At 62.8% G+C, this 14,859-nt stretch carries 12 protein-coding genes; 6 read left to right on the forward strand and 6 right to left on the reverse strand.

The window, feature by feature from the left end; genetic code table 11:
- Positions 1-190 precede the first annotated feature (190 nt).
- Positions 191-1,105: a LysR family transcriptional regulator gene (locus AC1DK4_RS31245; RefSeq protein WP_441621832.1), complete on the forward strand. Its 915-nt coding sequence runs from the start codon at positions 191-193 to the stop codon at positions 1,103-1,105.
- Positions 1,106-1,298: 193 nt separating this feature from the next.
- Here AC1DK4_RS31245 and AC1DK4_RS31250 read toward each other — a convergent pair whose 3' ends face one another.
- The 5 genes from AC1DK4_RS31250 to AC1DK4_RS31270 all read right to left on the reverse strand — a co-directional run bounded on the left by AC1DK4_RS31250 (position 1,299) and on the right by AC1DK4_RS31270 (position 7,035).
- Complete coding sequence (locus tag AC1DK4_RS31250) at positions 1,299-1,754, reverse strand: carboxymuconolactone decarboxylase family protein (RefSeq protein WP_441621772.1); 456 nt, start codon at positions 1,752-1,754, stop codon at positions 1,299-1,301.
- A gap of 95 nt (positions 1,755-1,849) precedes the next feature.
- Complete coding sequence (locus AC1DK4_RS31255) at positions 1,850-2,821, reverse strand: quinone oxidoreductase family protein (protein ID WP_441621774.1); 972 nt, start codon at positions 2,819-2,821, stop codon at positions 1,850-1,852.
- A 67-nt stretch (positions 2,822-2,888) separates the two neighbouring features.
- Entirely contained in the window at positions 2,889-4,151 is a 1,263-nt protein-coding gene (locus AC1DK4_RS31260) for a DUF3500 domain-containing protein (protein ID WP_441621776.1), read from the reverse strand.
- A 77-nt stretch (positions 4,152-4,228) separates the two neighbouring features.
- Positions 4,229-5,482, reverse strand: coding sequence for an NAD(P)/FAD-dependent oxidoreductase (locus tag AC1DK4_RS31265; RefSeq protein ID WP_441621778.1), 1,254 nt, complete (start codon positions 5,480-5,482; stop codon positions 4,229-4,231).
- A gap of 284 nt (positions 5,483-5,766) precedes the next feature.
- Positions 5,767-7,035, reverse strand: a complete 1,269-nt coding sequence (locus tag AC1DK4_RS31270) for a Rieske 2Fe-2S domain-containing protein (protein WP_441621780.1) — start codon at positions 7,033-7,035, stop codon at positions 5,767-5,769.
- Between the two features lie 293 nt (positions 7,036-7,328).
- Here AC1DK4_RS31270 and AC1DK4_RS31275 point away from each other — a divergent pair, with 293 nt between their 5' ends.
- Together AC1DK4_RS31275 and AC1DK4_RS31280 are read left to right on the forward strand one after the other, a co-directional pair.
- Positions 7,329-7,739, forward strand: coding sequence for a plasmid pRiA4b ORF-3 family protein (locus AC1DK4_RS31275; protein ID WP_441621782.1), 411 nt, complete (start codon positions 7,329-7,331; stop codon positions 7,737-7,739).
- 59 nt (positions 7,740-7,798) lie between these two features.
- Positions 7,799-8,377: a TetR/AcrR family transcriptional regulator gene (locus AC1DK4_RS31280; RefSeq protein WP_441621784.1), complete on the forward strand. Its 579-nt coding sequence runs from the start codon at positions 7,799-7,801 to the stop codon at positions 8,375-8,377.
- Between the two features lie 37 nt (positions 8,378-8,414).
- Here AC1DK4_RS31280 and AC1DK4_RS31285 read toward each other — a convergent pair whose 3' ends face one another.
- Positions 8,415-9,428: a LysR family transcriptional regulator gene (locus tag AC1DK4_RS31285; protein WP_441621786.1), complete on the reverse strand. Its 1,014-nt coding sequence runs from the start codon at positions 9,426-9,428 to the stop codon at positions 8,415-8,417.
- Between the two features lie 162 nt (positions 9,429-9,590).
- Between AC1DK4_RS31285 and AC1DK4_RS31290 the strand changes: the two genes are divergently transcribed.
- Genes AC1DK4_RS31290 through AC1DK4_RS31300 form a run of 3 tightly spaced genes read left to right on the forward strand, consistent with a single transcriptional unit; the run spans position 9,591 to position 14,857 of the window.
- Positions 9,591-10,478 (forward strand): alpha/beta hydrolase, encoded by an 888-nt coding sequence (locus tag AC1DK4_RS31290; RefSeq protein ID WP_441621788.1) that lies wholly within the window; start codon positions 9,591-9,593, stop codon positions 10,476-10,478.
- 4 nt (positions 10,479-10,482) lie between these two features.
- Positions 10,483-11,688, forward strand: coding sequence for an efflux RND transporter periplasmic adaptor subunit (locus AC1DK4_RS31295; protein ID WP_441621790.1), 1,206 nt, complete (start codon positions 10,483-10,485; stop codon positions 11,686-11,688).
- A gap of 4 nt (positions 11,689-11,692) precedes the next feature.
- A complete protein-coding gene (locus AC1DK4_RS31300; RefSeq protein ID WP_477131994.1) occupies positions 11,693-14,857 on the forward strand; it encodes an efflux RND transporter permease subunit in 3,165 nt (1,054 codons plus the stop codon).
- The last annotated feature ends 2 nt before the right edge of the window (positions 14,858-14,859 follow it).

Raw genomic sequence — 14,859 nt, forward strand, 5'->3', positions numbered from 1 at the left:
GGCGCGGCGCCGATCGCGAGAGACGCGCAATTGAGATTTGCGGGAAGAAATGTGGCTGAATCCAGGGCAGGAACAGCCGCGGAAGTGAAAGCGATGTGCTTGATGCGATACGACAGCCACATTGACAAACGCTGGCTTGGCGCTCCATCATGAGTGACTGTCAACTGTGACGCGATGGTCGGTGGAACGCATGGATCGGATGGCCAGTCTTACCGCCTTTGTCCGCGTTGTCGAAAGCGGCAGCTTCACCATGGCAGCGCGGCGCCTCGACCTTTCGACAACGACAATCAGCAACCAGGTACAGGCGCTGGAAGACAGCCTCGGTGTGCGCCTGTTGAACCGCACCACGCGGCATGTCAGCCTGACGGAGATTGGCCGCGAATATTACGAACGCTGCTCGAGGATCCTGCTGGATCTGGCGGAAGCGGACGAAAATACCAGCGCGTTGCAGGCGACTCCGCGCGGTCGTCTCCGCCTGCGTTGCCACCACTCGTTGGACCGCTTTATTGCACCTGTCGCCACCCACTTCTCGGCCAAGTACCCGGAAGTCTCGCTGGATTTCGAGACCGACGCGACGATCGACCCCGTGCGGGATGGGTTCGACCTATCGATCATGCCTGTATCGCCTCCTGATTCGACCCTGATCAGACGGACCTTGGCGAAATGGCACTACCAGTTGTACTGTGCGCCGGCTTATCTCGACACGCACTCCACACCGCACACGCCAGCAGACCTGGCCGGCCACAACTGCCTGCTTTACGCCTATTCGCTCTTCCGCAACGAGTTTCGTTTCATCGATGCTGCCGGCAATACAACGACCACTCGCGTGTCGGGCAACATGGTCACCGCCAGCATTACCGTCATGCGCTCGGCTGCAACTGCCGGACTCGGATTGTGGCTGTGCCCCCCGTTTATTGTTTCTGATCTTCTCGCTTCTGGCGCGCTGGTGCCGCTGCTGCCCGACTACCGGACAGAGGAGTTGGAGATCGTCGCGCTCTACCCCCATCGGCGACACTTAAGCACCAAGGTCCGGCTGCTCCTCGACATGCTGATCGAGCGGTTTGCCGACGAGCAGCGCTGGCTTGCCGCCATGCCTGATCGGTAGGACTGGAGTCGTAATCCGCCAGGCCTCTCAGTGCCCTGCGGAAGGTGGCCCAACTAGCGTCTCGATGCCAGGACACCGCCGCTCACCACCGGGCATGCGCTGCGGCATTTCATTTCCGGTATTTGGCAAGAACGGCGGGGGGAGAGCCGCCGCGATGGCGGATCATTCAAGACGTCTTGAGCCGCCTTTGCGGCTAGGCAGTGGGATCGGTCCGGACCTCGATCTCGGATGCAGCCAGCTGAGCCATGATCTCCGCTCCGCGGTTCGCGATCGGCATGCCACCGTATAAGTAGGCGAGATTGACGACCGCTTGCAGCTCTTCCCAGGTCGCACCGGCACGGCGCGCCGCGCGAGCGTGCAACGTGGCTGCATCGAGTAGTTTGACAAGGAGGATGCCGAATGCCATGAGCTGGGCGGTCTTCGTATCGAAACATGTCGGATACATAGCGCGGCGGCGCACGTCCTCTTGCATACCAAGCAGTATCGGATCGAGCGCGCCCGTCACGGCAAGTCGGGCGGCGATGCGCGGCGGCACGAAACCGACCAGGTCCTTGTATTCCTGTTCGCGATCAGCGAGAGGCGTTAGCGTATCGGCGTACGAGCCGATCTTGCTTCTGACCGCATTCATGTCGAAGTTGGCGTGTGTCATCAATGGCATCCTTTTCTTTCGAGCTGTGATGTCGTGAGCTTGCCGATGATCGAGCCAGCACCTCGACATCGTGAGGTAGAACGTGGCGCTTTATGTCAGGGTAGAAGCACCAAGGAGCCCGTTGTCTTGCGGGACTCCAGGGTGCGATGCGCTTGCGCTGCGTCCTTGAGCGGAAAGCGCTGGCCGATGTACACCTTCACTACCCCCGACTGCACGACGTCGAACACGTCCTGGGCAACCTTGTCGACCTGCGCACGGGTCTCCAGGTAGGCATTGAGGGTAGGGCGAGTCAGGAATAGCGAGCCCTTTTTATTCAGGATGCTGATGTCAAACGGCGGCACCGCGCCGGACGCCTGGCCGAATGACACCATGAGGCCGCGTGGCTTAAGGCAGTCGAGTGATCTCATAAAGGTGTCCTTGCCGATCGAGTCATAGACGACCGGGACGCCGACACCGCCTGTGATCTCCTTCACTGCTTTGACAAAGTCATCCTTGCCGTGGATCAGCGGATAGTCGCAGCCGTGGGCCTTCACAAGCTTCGCCTTTTCCTCGGTTGACACTGTGCCGATGACGGTCGCGCCGAGATGCTTGGCCCACTGGCAGAGCACGAGGCCGACGCCGCCCGCGGCGGCATGCACGAGAATCGTGTCACCCTTGCCGACCGGGTAGATCTGGCGACACAGGAACTGGGCGGTCATGCCCTTCTGCATCATTGCGGCACCGAGCTCGTCGCTAATCCCGTCGGGAAGTTTGATGAGGCGATCGGCAGGCATGAGCCGGACTTCGGCATAGCTGCCTTGCGTACCGCCATAAACAACGCGGTCGCCCGGTTTCAGCGAAGTCACGTCAGGCGCGACTGCCTCCACCACGCCGGCGGCTTCGCGCCCCGGGATCAAGGGCAACGGCAGCTCGTAGAGGCCGGTACGGTAGTAGGTGTCGATGAAATTGACGCCGACGGCCGTCTGGCGAAGGCGTACTTCTCCCGGACCAGGATCTCCGATGGAGATCTCGTCCCAAGTGAGAGTCTCGGGTCCGCCGGTCTCGTGAATGCGAATGGCGTAGGGCATCAGTCGTCTCCTTCAGTTGGTTAAGCATTGCAGGTTTAGTCGTGCCGATGCGTCGTCGGCCAGGCGTTCACTTCGGCGGTTCGGCCGGACTTCGGCCGCCGGGCTCAGCCGTGCTACGGGCGGGTGACCCGTGGGTGTGCGAGTGGGTATGGGTACCGTGCCCACCGGTATGCCACTGGAGGTAATGCTGGCGCAGCAGATCCTTGCCATAATCCCTGCCATTTGGTGTGCGAATGAGCGTGTGGATGTGGTCGCGCGACGGCATATCGTTGTCAAAGACGATGCCGGGTTGGTGGTCGAACTCGACGAGGATTGCCGGGTTCAAGATGCGGTAATAGAACGGGCTGGACTCGTCAAACGGCCCGATCCAGGCAAAATGCGTATCGGCGAGGTGGCGTTTGGCCTCGTCCCAGCGCAGTGCCGAGTGACCGGGGCGGATGTGCCCGACATAGGTCGCCAGCAGCGCCTCGAGACGCTCACGGCCTTCCTGCGGCAGGTCCGCATAACGGATGCCGCCCGGCTCGATATGCCGGTTATCGTTGAACGGACCAGCGAACACTTCCCGCGGCAGGTCAGTGCCGATGGTCGCCTGTTGCCGCGCCTCGGCCGACAGCGCGCCCATCAACGCATGGCCGTGTTCCTCTTCAGCGGCAAACACGCGGAGACCTTTATATTTGCCGAACCGCGCCAGAACGGGCTCCGACCCCATAAAGGTCGGCGTCATGACGAGTTGGTGACCGAGCACGAAGCAATTGACGTTCAGGTGGTGACCATCGATCTGCCAGCCCCAGGGGGCGTTCGGCGACGGCGTGCCGAACATGCTGATCCAGTAGTACCACTCGCTGTATTCCTCAGGCTTGCCCGTTATCTCTAGGGCATGCTCGTTGAGGCGCATGACGTCACGCGCGGTTTGATAACCCGTCTCGCTCATCGTCTCGCGCAGCAGTGCCAGCGCTGCCTCGCGCTGGCTATGGTCGAGATCGGCAAGGCAAATCCCATTGCGCGGTATCAACCAGGCATGAATGTTGGACCACTGCCGGCCCGCGTCATCGTCGATGGCCAGGCAGGCGGCTTGCCGCTGCCTGGCGTCGAGGCTCGCGAGAAAGGTGTGTGCCGCGTCGACCAACGGGGCAAGGGAGGCGCCGGTGGCAGTGCGCGGGGATGGCCCCTCGACTAGCGAGGCTGCGCAGCTTATTCCGCGAAACGGCTCGGCCAGGCCGGCTAGCGCCAGGTCGCGCATCTTCTGCTGGCGCGGTGTCGGCTCGAATGGTCGGATTGCCGGCGCCGGCGGCCAGTTGCGCAATCCGAAATTTGCAGTTTCTCCCGCCATCTCTACGGTCCTCCCAGTTGTTCGTTCGCCATTCAATGGCAAGCCAAGATTGGAAACACACCCGTGTTATTCGATCGTCATGTGTGCGCCGCCTCGCGTCGCGAAACGCTGGTGGCATACGCCCGCAGATCGAAATCAGGGTCGCCGGCTTGTTCTGGGGACAGGCGCGGGCTGGCAAGCAGCAGCCGGCGCGCGATCACGTGGTCGCTCGGCCGGTTGATCGATTCCACGCCCGTCAGCGTGCCGGCGCGGAAGCAGAACATTGAGAAGCTGCGGCTCTCAGGATCGCCGCGCAGCACTACGCGATCACGGCTGACGGTGTTGCCGGCGATCTGCAATTTCAAATCTGCTTGGTCGGTCCAGAACCATGGCACCTTGTCATAAGGTATTGGCTTGCCGACGATTGCAGCAGCGACGGCATGGCCCTGGTCAACGGCGTTTTGAATCGATTCGAGGCGGCAGCGTCCCGCCGCGAAGCGGCTGGGGAAGTTGGCGCAATCGCCAATCGCAAAAATCGCTGGGTCGGACGTCGCCAGGTTTTGGTCGACGACAATGCCGTTGTCGGTCGCCAACCCCGCTGCCGCGGCGATCTCGGTATTTGGCAGGACGCCGATGCCAACGAGTACGAGGTCGGCCGGCAGTCTGCGGCCATCGCTAGTCTCAACGCCGCTGACGCGGCCGTTGCCAAGAATACGGGTGACACCAGTGCCGAGCAGAATCTCGGAGCCCCAGTCCCGGTGCGCCTTGGTGTAGAAGCGTGATGTCTCCTCGGAGACAACGCGTCCCATCGGGCGCAGCGTGACTTCGACGATGCGTACGCCAACCCCGGCTTGACGAGCAACGGCGGCAAATTCAAGGCCAATGAATCCGGCGCCGATCACAATCGCTTCGCTCGCCTCTGCGAGCCGCGGCCGCAAGGCGTCTGCGTCAGCGAGGTTGCGCAGCGGAAAAACGCCGTCAAGTCCGGCACCTGGGACCGATAAGGGACGGCAGCGGGCACCGGTCGCCAACACCAATCGGTCGTAGGCAATCTTGCGGCCAGAGGCGAATTCGACATGCCGCGTCTGCCGGTCAATGGCAGTCGCGGTCTCGCCGAGTTCCAGTTCGATGCGCTCCTTTTGGTAGAACGTCTCCGGCCGCAGCCAAAGGTTGTCGATCTGGGCTTCGCCCGCAAGATAGGATTTCGAAAGGGGCGGGCGGTCGTAGGGGATGCAGGGCTCGTCGCCGACGAGCCGGATCCTGCCGTCGAACCCCGCCTGGCGCAGCGACGCGGCTGCCTGGAAGCCGGCCTGGCCGGCGCCGATGATGACGACAGTCGAGTTGTACTTCATACCCGGGGACCCATCAGGTGCAAGGCGAGCCCGCAGATTTTTGGCGATGCTGGTAATGGGTAGGACAGGCGACTGTCCGGACGGTGCTTGCAGGAGGTGAATTTGAGCATCTCGTTTTCGCTCCACATTGGGCTACAGCCGCGATCGCACTCCGCGATATAGGCGTGGCAGGTGTCGTGTACCTCCACATCGCTGCACTCGCCTGCGATGCGGATGAATCCGTCGAGCATCGCGGAATACGCGTCCCCGGCGCATCGGGCGCCAGGGACGTGGGCTCCGGAAAATCACCCGAAGCGCCCGACGTTGTCGCCAAGCGCGGCGGCTTCGCTGGCGGTGAGGACCGCGTTCCAGGTGAAGGTCGGAATGCCGCGCGCGGCGTCCTTGTCGCGCACGATGTTGAGTGGGTCGAGCCCCTGTTCCAGCCGCTTCAACTGCTCGCGCAGCATGCGTCGCAACATGACGACGCCAGTGTCGGAGGTGCCAAGGTTTTCGAGCGCGTGCACGGCAATGGCGCGCTGCCCCTCCTGCGCCTCGCGGTCATCGGGCTTACGCTGGCGCTCCTCGTAACTCCGCTCCAAGGCCGCGCCCGGCCGGATCGCGTCGCTGATATCGGTCCCGGGACGCCAGCCGGGCTTCGGTGCGCCACCCTCCAGCGGCCAGGCGACGATGCTGAGACCGCGGACATGTTCGTTGTCTACCGGCACTGCCCAGGACAGTTCAGTGGCGCGCGATTTGCGCGCACCACTGTCGTTGACGGCGGGAACGAGGAAGGCGTTCGGCACGATGCATTCGGCGTGGCGAATGAAGTAGTCACCGTTCGGTAGCTCGCGCACCATGTTGAAGCGCACCCCCAATGGCGTCTTCTGAAAATCTATCTTGGCCATGTCCCGCGCCATCATTTCCTGCGTCAGCCCATCGAGCATGTTGTGCCCTTGGTTTCCGCTGATAACCTGGTGCAACAGAATCAGGTGCCAGGGATCGACAATGTTCTCGTAATGCTGCAACCAGTTACAGTCCTTGACGTAGCCAATCCCGTAGTCGCCCCAGAGCCGCATGCCGCGAAGTTCGACCTCGCCCACCACGTCCGGATCGACGACGTCATAAATCGGGAACACCGGCTCGGTGCCGGGCGGCCCCATATAGACGAAGATGAGCCCGCCAAATTCGTGGGTTGGATAGGCCGGCTGCCAGACATTCATCCGCGTGCAGAATTCCTGGGTTTCACATGGCATTTCGACACAGCGCCCCTGGGTGTCGTAAAGCCAGCCGTGAAGGCAACAACGCAATCCCTTGTCTTCTACCCGGCCCCATTCAAGAGAAGCGCCGCGATGCGCGCAGTGCGGCTTCAAGGCACCCACTTGTCCTGTCCCGTCGCGGAACAGGACGATCTCCTCACAAAGGAGCTTTTCCTTACGCGGCAGGTCCTTGACCTCATCCGAGGTGCAGACAGGCTGCCAGTAGCGTCGCAGCAGCTCACCCATTGGGGTGCCCGCCTCGACGGAGGTGAGTTCGGAAGCGGCTGGTGGGGTCTGGTATCCGTAGGCGGACTGCATTACGTGTCTCCAAATATTGTGTTGTCGCGTTATTACGCTAGGGACGAAGTTACGCTCTGCGGGCGCCCGGATAAACACGTCGCAGGCGGAAACACTCTCAGGCGCCGCTGGATAATCGCTTGTTTCGTATGCGGCTTTCGACCACGAGCTTGATGGGATCGCAGTGACCTCAATTCGGACCGGGGGGCCGCATGGCCAGGGACAGCAACGATGACGGCAAGGAGATCGCGCCAAAACGGGGGCGAAGTCCTTGACCCGCGCTGTGAGGCTGATGAGCCACCTAGAATGCGCTAATGACTTCGGACTCTCGAACCGCGCCCTCCGTCTTACAACTCCGAATCGCGCTCCGCGGATTGAGTCCGTCGGCTTGGCGACGTGTGCTCATTCCCGAGACCATGACGCTTGGGCAATTCCACGAAGTCATCCAGATGGTCATGGGCTGGACCAACGATCATCTGCATGTATTCGTGATTCGTGGCCAGCGTTACGGGGAAGCCCGCGAGGGCGCTCTGCAATATTGCACGGCGCCAACAGTGCTGCCTTTGGGTGCATTCGCCTTGCGCGAGCATGAGGCCTTCTTCCACGTTTTGCGATCGCCTGGAAGCAGATCCTGCAGTCGTTACGGAATGGCCGAACCGCGGCAATTTCAAGCGCGAGGCCGGATACCATCACTCCCGCAGCCAGTGTCGCCGGGCATGGATTAAAATCTCGCGCAGGCTGGCGATGTGCCAGCCAGGAAGCCAAGACAGGCGCGAAGATACCCATGGGCCATTCCCAGGCGGCCAAGGCCGCAACCCGGCAACGAATCATCCAGATCGCGGCGCGGCGTTTCCGTGAACACGGCATGTCTGGGGTCGGGCTGGCGGAGATCACGGCGGAAGCCGGCGTCACGACCGGTGCCTTCTACCGGCATTTCGCGTCCCGCGAAGAGATGTTGGCCGAAGCCTTTGATGAAGCCGCGCGGAGCCTCGATACCTGGGCGGCCTCGTCACCGGACTTGGCGTCCGCGCTGCGCAATTACTTGAGCACCGCCCATCGCGATGCGCCCGGAAGCGGCTGCCCGATCGTCGCGCTGGCCAACGATGCGGCACGCGGCGACGCCGCCACGCGTCACGCCTACACGCACCATGTGCAGCGGGTCCTGCGTTTCCTGGAGGGGCTGCTTGCGGCGCAAGGCTGCAGCAATCCACGGGCCATGGCGATCTTTCAGTTCTCTACCTGTGTTGGCGCGATGGGGCTGGCGCGTGCCTCGGCAGATCCGGCGCTATCCGTCGCGTTGCTCGACGACGTGGCCAACGGCTTGAATGCGATCGGCGCCAAGGTGCCCGCCCGGCCCGGGTAAGAACCAGCAGGAACGGATTCGAACGAGCGACCGGGCTTCAGACCGCGAGCGCTTGCGCGACGGCCGGCCGGGCCCGCGCAGGCGGAGGATCGGCGCGGGCAACCCGGCTCCTGGCGAGTTCGCAAGCCTCGCCCGTGGAATCGGCTGCCGCCATCAGCGGACACGACTCGAACAACTCGGCGACCCAGTCGACGAATACGCGCACCTTGGGGGCCAGATGCCGGTTCTGCGGATAGACCACCGCGACCGGGATCGGGCGAGGCCGCCATTGGGGCAGCAGTTCCACCAGCGCGCCACTGCGCAGATGCTCCTGAATCATGAAGCGGGGCGGCTGCAGTATCCCGGCACCACTGAGCCCATAGGTGACGTATGCATCCAGGCTATTGAAACTGACGTTGCCGCGCATGCTCACGTCCACGGGATTGCCATCTACCACGAAATTCATGTCGAGCGTGCGGCCGGTACGGTTCGAGATGTAGTGGATGGCCTTGTGATCTTGCAGGTCCGACAGGCTGCGCGGCATGCCGTGACGGTGAATATAGGCGGGGCTGGCCACCGTGGCGGTGTGGATATCACCAAGGCCGCGCGCGACCAGGCTGGAATCCTGCAATGACCCGGCACGAATCGCGCAATCCACGCCGTCCTGGATCAGATCCACGAGCTTGTCGCCGTAGCCCACGACCAGTTCGATGTCCGGGTACTTTGCGTGGAAGGTATGGAGCCGGGGCGTGACGACGGTGCGGCCGAGCGAGGCCGGCATTTCAATACGCAGCTTGCCCGTCGGCCCCTTGCCTGAGCGCGTCAGGGCGACTTCAGTCTCGGCGATCTCGCCGAGGATTCGCATGCAGCGCTCGTAATACTCGGCGCCCTCCGCCGTCAGCCTGAGCTGGCGCGTCGTGCGGTGAATGAGGCGCACATGCAGGTGCGCTTCGAGGTTCTGGATGATCGTCGTGGCCGACGTGCGGGATAGCCCCAGCGCCTCTGCCGCGCGCGAGAAGCTGCTCATCTCCACCACGCGGGTGAAGACCTCCATTGCTTGCACCTTGTCCATCTATGGCTTTCCCTGCTTCGGTACGCAGCACCGAACGAATGCAGCGTGGCTGTCCGATTGTTTGGCTGCGCCAAATTGTGTTCTGGATTATAGGCGTTTATCAGATTCGCGCACTGTACCAGAATTCATGCATCGCAACATCCGCAGGACCTCCCCTCCGTCATGGCCGATTCACCCCTCCATCGCATTGCCGTGCGCGTCAGTGGCGTGACCATTGCCGGTCATGCGCAGCGCATTCCCTTGCGCATCTATGCCCCGGCCGAATCGCGGGAGAAGTTGCCCATCGTGCTCTATTTCCACGGTGGCGGCTTTCTGACCGGTGGTCTCGACTGCGCCGATGTGCCGGCCACGGCGATTTCCAGCCAGGCGCCGGCCATCGTCGTGGCGGTGGGCTATTCGCTGTCGCCGCAGTTTCCGTTTCCCGCGCCGCTCGAAGACGGCTATCTGGCGGGTCGCTGGGCACAGGCCAACGCACAGGCGCTTGGCGGCGATGCGCGGCGCATGGCCATTGCCGGATACGATGCCGGCGGCAACCTGGCGACCGGTATCTGCGCGATGGCGCGCGACCGGAAGGACCTGGTCCTGCGCGCCCAGGCGCTGCTGGCGCCGTTGCTGGATCCAAGCATGACGCGCCTCGCCGACGCTGCACGGTTGCAGGAGAACGATCTCTCCGCCCGTGATTGCGCTCAGGGCTATCGGGCCTACCTGCCTGACGTGCTGCAGCAACTCCATCCGTACGCGGCGCCGCTCGAATCGCGCCGACTGGGCGGCCTGCCGCCGACCCTGATTGTCGGCGCCGCCCAGGATTTGTGCCACGTCGAAGGCGAGCTCTATGCCGGCGGTCTGCTTGCGGCCGGCGTGCCGACCGAGGCCAGCTGCTACAGCGAGGCCACGCACGGGTCCATCGTCACCCACGCGGGGGCGCTGGCCGAGGTGGCGGCGTTTCTTCGGCTGCACTCTGGCGAGCCCGCACCCCGTGGACGCCGGACCCGTCCCCAACCCGCACCCGATTTCCTTCCCGATTCCCAACGTCGACCTTCCCAGGAGTGAAGCCATGGAACATCCCCGATCTATCCTTCGTCGCCCGCCAGTGCTGGCCGGTGTCGCGGCCGTGGCCGTGGCCGGCGGCCTGGCTGCGGCCTTTGTACAGAAGGACACGCGTGCTGCCGCGCCTGCAGCGCCCCCGCCAACCGAGGTCATCGTCAAGTCACTCCAGCCAGAGAATGTGCGGGTCTGGACCAGCTTTTCCGGTCGTCTGAAGTCGGTGGACGAAGCGCTGGTCCGGCCGGAGGTCGGCGGTCGCATCGTCGAAGTGCGGATCCGGGATGGTCAGAACGTTCGTGCCGGTGATGTGATGTTCGTCATCGATCCGCGCCCGTACGAGGCCGCCGTGGCTCGTGCGCGGGCCGATGTGGCCTCGGCTCGTGCGCGTGCGGAATTCGCCGCGACCGAATATGAGCGGGCAAAGGGGCTGATCGATGCCGAGGCAATCCCCAAGAGCGTGCACGACCAGCGCAGCAACGAGAACCGGATGGCGCAGGCCGCCGTGCTCGCCGCCGAGGCCGCGTTGCGTCAGGCCAGCATCAACCTTGACTATGCCTATGTGAAGGCACCGATCGCCGGGCGCATCAGCCGCGCCGAGATCACGCTCGGCAATCTGGTACAGCCGGGGCCCAACGCGCCAGTGCTGACCCGGATCGTCTCGAGCGACGGCATCTATGCGGATTTCGAGGTCGACGAGCAAAGCTACGTCCGGACGATCCGCACGCATGCCAGCACGCAGAGCAAGGAGCAGCAGATTCCGGTCGACCTGAAGGTGCAGGGCGATACGGACCACACGTACCAGGGCACGATCTATACCTTCGACAACAGCATCGACGTGAATACCGGCACGATCCGCGCGCGCGCGAAGTTCGCCAACAAGGACGGAGCGCTCCTGCCGGGCATGTTTGTATCGATCAGCCTGGCGGGCAGCGCCGATACGCGGGCGCTGATGGTGCCCGACATCGCGATCGGCAGCGACCAGAGCAAGAAGTTCGTCTTCGTGGTGAACCCGGAAAACAAGGTGGTCTATCGCGAGGTGACGCTGGGCGCAGGCGTCGACGGGCAGCACATTGTGCTGAGCGGGCTGACTGCCGGCGACCGCGTGGTCACCACGGGCGTGCAGTTCGTTCGTCCGGATATCCTGGTGGCACCGAAGGAAGGCGCGCCAGAGGCCGTCAAGACCGCCGCCGTGGGAACGGCGACGCGGCCGGAGTGACACGATGAATCTCTCCAAATTCTTTGTCGACCGGCCCAATTTCGCGGCCGTGATCTCCATCCTGATCTTCCTRGCCGGGTTGATTGCGATCCCCAAACTGCCCATCTCGGAATATCCGGAGGTCGTTCCCCCGTCGGTCGTCGTGCGGGCACAGTTCCCGGGCGCCAACCCCAAGGTCATTGCGGAAACCGTCGCCACGCCGATCGAGGAGCAGATCAATGGCGTGGAGAATATGCTCTACATGTCCTCGCAGGCCGCCAGCGACGGGGTGATGACGCTGACCGTGACATTCAAGCTCGGCACGGACCCTGACCTGGCCACGCAGCTGGTGCAGAACCGCGTCAACGAGGCGCTGCCGCGGTTGCCCGACGTGACGCGCCAGCTTGGCGTCAGCACCGTCAAGAGTTCGCCAGACCTGACGATGGTGGTCCATCTGGTATCGCCCAACGATCAGTATGACAACCTGTACCTGCGCAACTATGCGTTGCTGAACGTCAAGGACGAGCTGTCGAAGATCTCCGGCATCGGCCAGATCAACCTGAACGGGTCAGGCAACTATGCCATGCGCGTCTGGCTGAATCCGCAGAAGATTGCGGAACGGAACCTGAATCCCGAGGAGGTGGTTGCCGCGATCCGCAAGCAGAACATCCAGGTGGCGGCCGGCGTGGTCGGCGGCGCGCCCTACAAGGACAACGTCGAGATCCAGTTGCCGGTCAACGTGCAGGGCCGTCTCACGGATGTCGACCAGTTCGAGAACATCATCATCAAGCGCGATGGCGGCGTGGTGACCTATCTCCGCGACGTTGCGCGCATCGAGATGGGCGCCAGCGACTACGCGCTGCGCGCGCTGCTGGACAACAAGCAGGCGCTCGCGCTGGTGATTTTCCAGTCGCCGGGCGCCAATGCGCTCGAGATCTCAAAGAATGTCCGCGCAACGATGGAGACGTTGAGCAAGCGCTTCCCCAAGGGCCTCGAGTATCGGATTGCCTACGACCCGACAACGTTCGTGCGTGACTCCATTTCGGCGGTCACGCACACGCTGCTGGAGGCCATCGTACTGGTGGTGCTGGTGGTGATCCTGTTCCTGCAGACCTGGCGGGCTGCCATCATTCCCTTGCTGGCGGTGCCCGTATCCGTGGTTGGCACGTTCGCGGCGATGCACGTGTTCGGATTCTCGATCAACGCCTTGTCCTTGTTCGGGCTTGTGCTGGCGATCGGTATCGTCGTCGATGACGCCATCGTGGTCGTCGAGAACGTCGAGCGCAACATCGCCAACGGCTTGCGGCCCAGGGAGGCGACGATCAAAGCGATGCAGGAAGTGACCGGGCCAATCATCGCCATCGCGCTCGTCCTGTGCGCTGTGTTCGTGCCGATCGCGTTCATCAGCGGGCTGACGGGTCAGTTCTATCGCCAGTTTGCCCTGACCATTGCGTTCTCGACCGTGATCTCGGCGTTCAATTCGCTGACCTTGTCACCGGCACTGGCCGCGCTGTTGCTGCGTGCCCATGATGCCCCCAAGGATCGCCTGACTCGCTTCATGGATCGATTTCTGGGCGGATTTTTCGTCAGGTTCAATCGGTTCTTCCTGCGAAGTTCCGACGCGTACAGCGGCGGCGTGACGCGCGCCTTGCACCGCAAGCGTGGCTCGATCCTGATCTATCTGGTGTTGCTTGGCGCTACCGTGCTGGGATTCGCCAAGGTGCCGTCTGGTTTCGTGCCGATTCAGGACAAGGGTTATCTGGTCAATCTGGTCCAGTTGCCCAATGGCGCCACGCTCGAACGTACCGAAGCGGTCGCGCGGCAGATGACGGAGCTTGCCTCGAAAGATCCGAGTTTCCGGACCGCCGTGGAATTTCCGGGGCTGTCGTTGAACGGCTTTATCAACAGCCCATCGTCGGCCACCGTGTTCATCGGCGAGAAATCGTTCGAGGAAATGCGTGAGATCGGTGCCTCCGGCCCGGCGCTGGCCGCGAACCTGCAGAAGAAATTTGCCTCCATCAAGGATGCGTTTATCGCGGTGTTCCCGCCGCCGCCGGTGCAGGGGCTGGGCAAATCGGGGGGCTTCAAGCTCCAGATCGAAGACCGTGGCGACGCTGGGTATCTGGCATTGAGCAAGACCGTCAATGCCGTGCTGGAAAAGGCCCGCAAGGCGCCGGAACTGGCCGGCGTCTATACGACCTATAACGTCACGACGCCTCAGTTGTTTGCCGATGTGGATCGTACAAAGGCTTCGCAGCTCGGTATCGACGTCGATGATGTGTTCAAGACCATGCAGATCTATCTCGGATCCCTGTATGTCAACGACTTCAACAAGTTCGGCCGTACCTATCAGGTCATTGCGCAGGGCGACAAGGACTTCCGTTCGAAGCGGGAGGACATCCTGAACCTCAAGGTCCGCAACGTCGAAGGGAAGATGGTGCCGCTGGGAGCGGTGATCACGCTGAGCGATACGAGCGGACCGGACAGCGCGTCGCGCTACAACGGCTACCGTTCCGCGGACCTCAATGGTGGGCCCGCCCCGGGCTATTCGACGGGACAGGCTCAGGCCGCTATCGCGAAGATCCTGGATCAGACGTTGACGGGGGAGATGACGTTCGAATGGACCGAGCTCGCCTACCAGCAGATTCTGGCAGGCAACACCGCGCTGATCGTGTTCCCGATCTGCATCCTGCTGGTCTTCCTGGTCCTGACCGCGCAATACGAGAGCATGTTCCTGCCGCTGGCCATCATCCTGATCGTGCCGATGTGCYTGTTCTCGGCCATYRCGGGKGTCTGGCTGACGCGCGGCGACAACAACCTGTTCACGCAGATCGGCTTCTTCGTGCTCATTGGCTTGTCATGCAAGAACGCCATTCTGATCGGCGAGTTTGCGCGGGAACTGGAAATCCATGGCAAGTCGACCTTCGCGGCAGCGGTGGAGGCCGCGCACCTGCGCCTGCGGCCCATCCTGATGACGTCGATCGCGTTCATCATGGGCGTGCTGCCGCTGGTGCTTTCGCACGGCGCCGGCGCCGAGATGCGGCACGCCATGGGCGTGGCGGTGTTCTTCGGCATGATCGGCGTGACCTTCTTCGGCCTGTTCCTGACGCCGATCTTCTATGTAATGGTGCGTGCCCTGGAGAAACGCATCACCAAGACTGAAAAGGTGCATCACCATGTTGAAGCTTAAGG

The sequence above is a fragment of the Cupriavidus sp. 05N38 genome (assembly GCF_056397345.1).

Coding starts and splice junctions, on each gene's coding strand:
- AC1DK4_RS31245 (WP_441621832.1), top strand. CDS start 191: ATGGATCGGATGGCCAGTCTTACCGCCTTTGTCCGCGTTGTCGAAAGC.
- AC1DK4_RS31250 (WP_441621772.1), bottom strand. CDS start 1,754: ATGACACACGCCAACTTCGACATGAATGCGGTCAGAAGCAAGATCGGC.
- AC1DK4_RS31255 (WP_441621774.1), bottom strand. CDS start 2,821: ATGCCCTACGCCATTCGCATTCACGAGACCGGCGGACCCGAGACTCTC.
- AC1DK4_RS31260 (WP_441621776.1), bottom strand. CDS start 4,151: ATGGCGGGAGAAACTGCAAATTTCGGATTGCGCAACTGGCCGCCGGCG.
- AC1DK4_RS31265 (WP_441621778.1), bottom strand. CDS start 5,482: ATGAAGTACAACTCGACTGTCGTCATCATCGGCGCCGGCCAGGCCGGC.
- AC1DK4_RS31270 (WP_441621780.1), bottom strand. CDS start 7,035: ATGCAGTCCGCCTACGGATACCAGACCCCACCAGCCGCTTCCGAACTC.
- AC1DK4_RS31275 (WP_441621782.1), top strand. CDS start 7,329: ATGACTTCGGACTCTCGAACCGCGCCCTCCGTCTTACAACTCCGAATC.
- AC1DK4_RS31280 (WP_441621784.1), top strand. CDS start 7,799: ATGGGCCATTCCCAGGCGGCCAAGGCCGCAACCCGGCAACGAATCATC.
- AC1DK4_RS31285 (WP_441621786.1), bottom strand. CDS start 9,428: ATGGACAAGGTGCAAGCAATGGAGGTCTTCACCCGCGTGGTGGAGATG.
- AC1DK4_RS31290 (WP_441621788.1), top strand. CDS start 9,591: ATGGCCGATTCACCCCTCCATCGCATTGCCGTGCGCGTCAGTGGCGTG.
- AC1DK4_RS31295 (WP_441621790.1), top strand. CDS start 10,483: ATGGAACATCCCCGATCTATCCTTCGTCGCCCGCCAGTGCTGGCCGGT.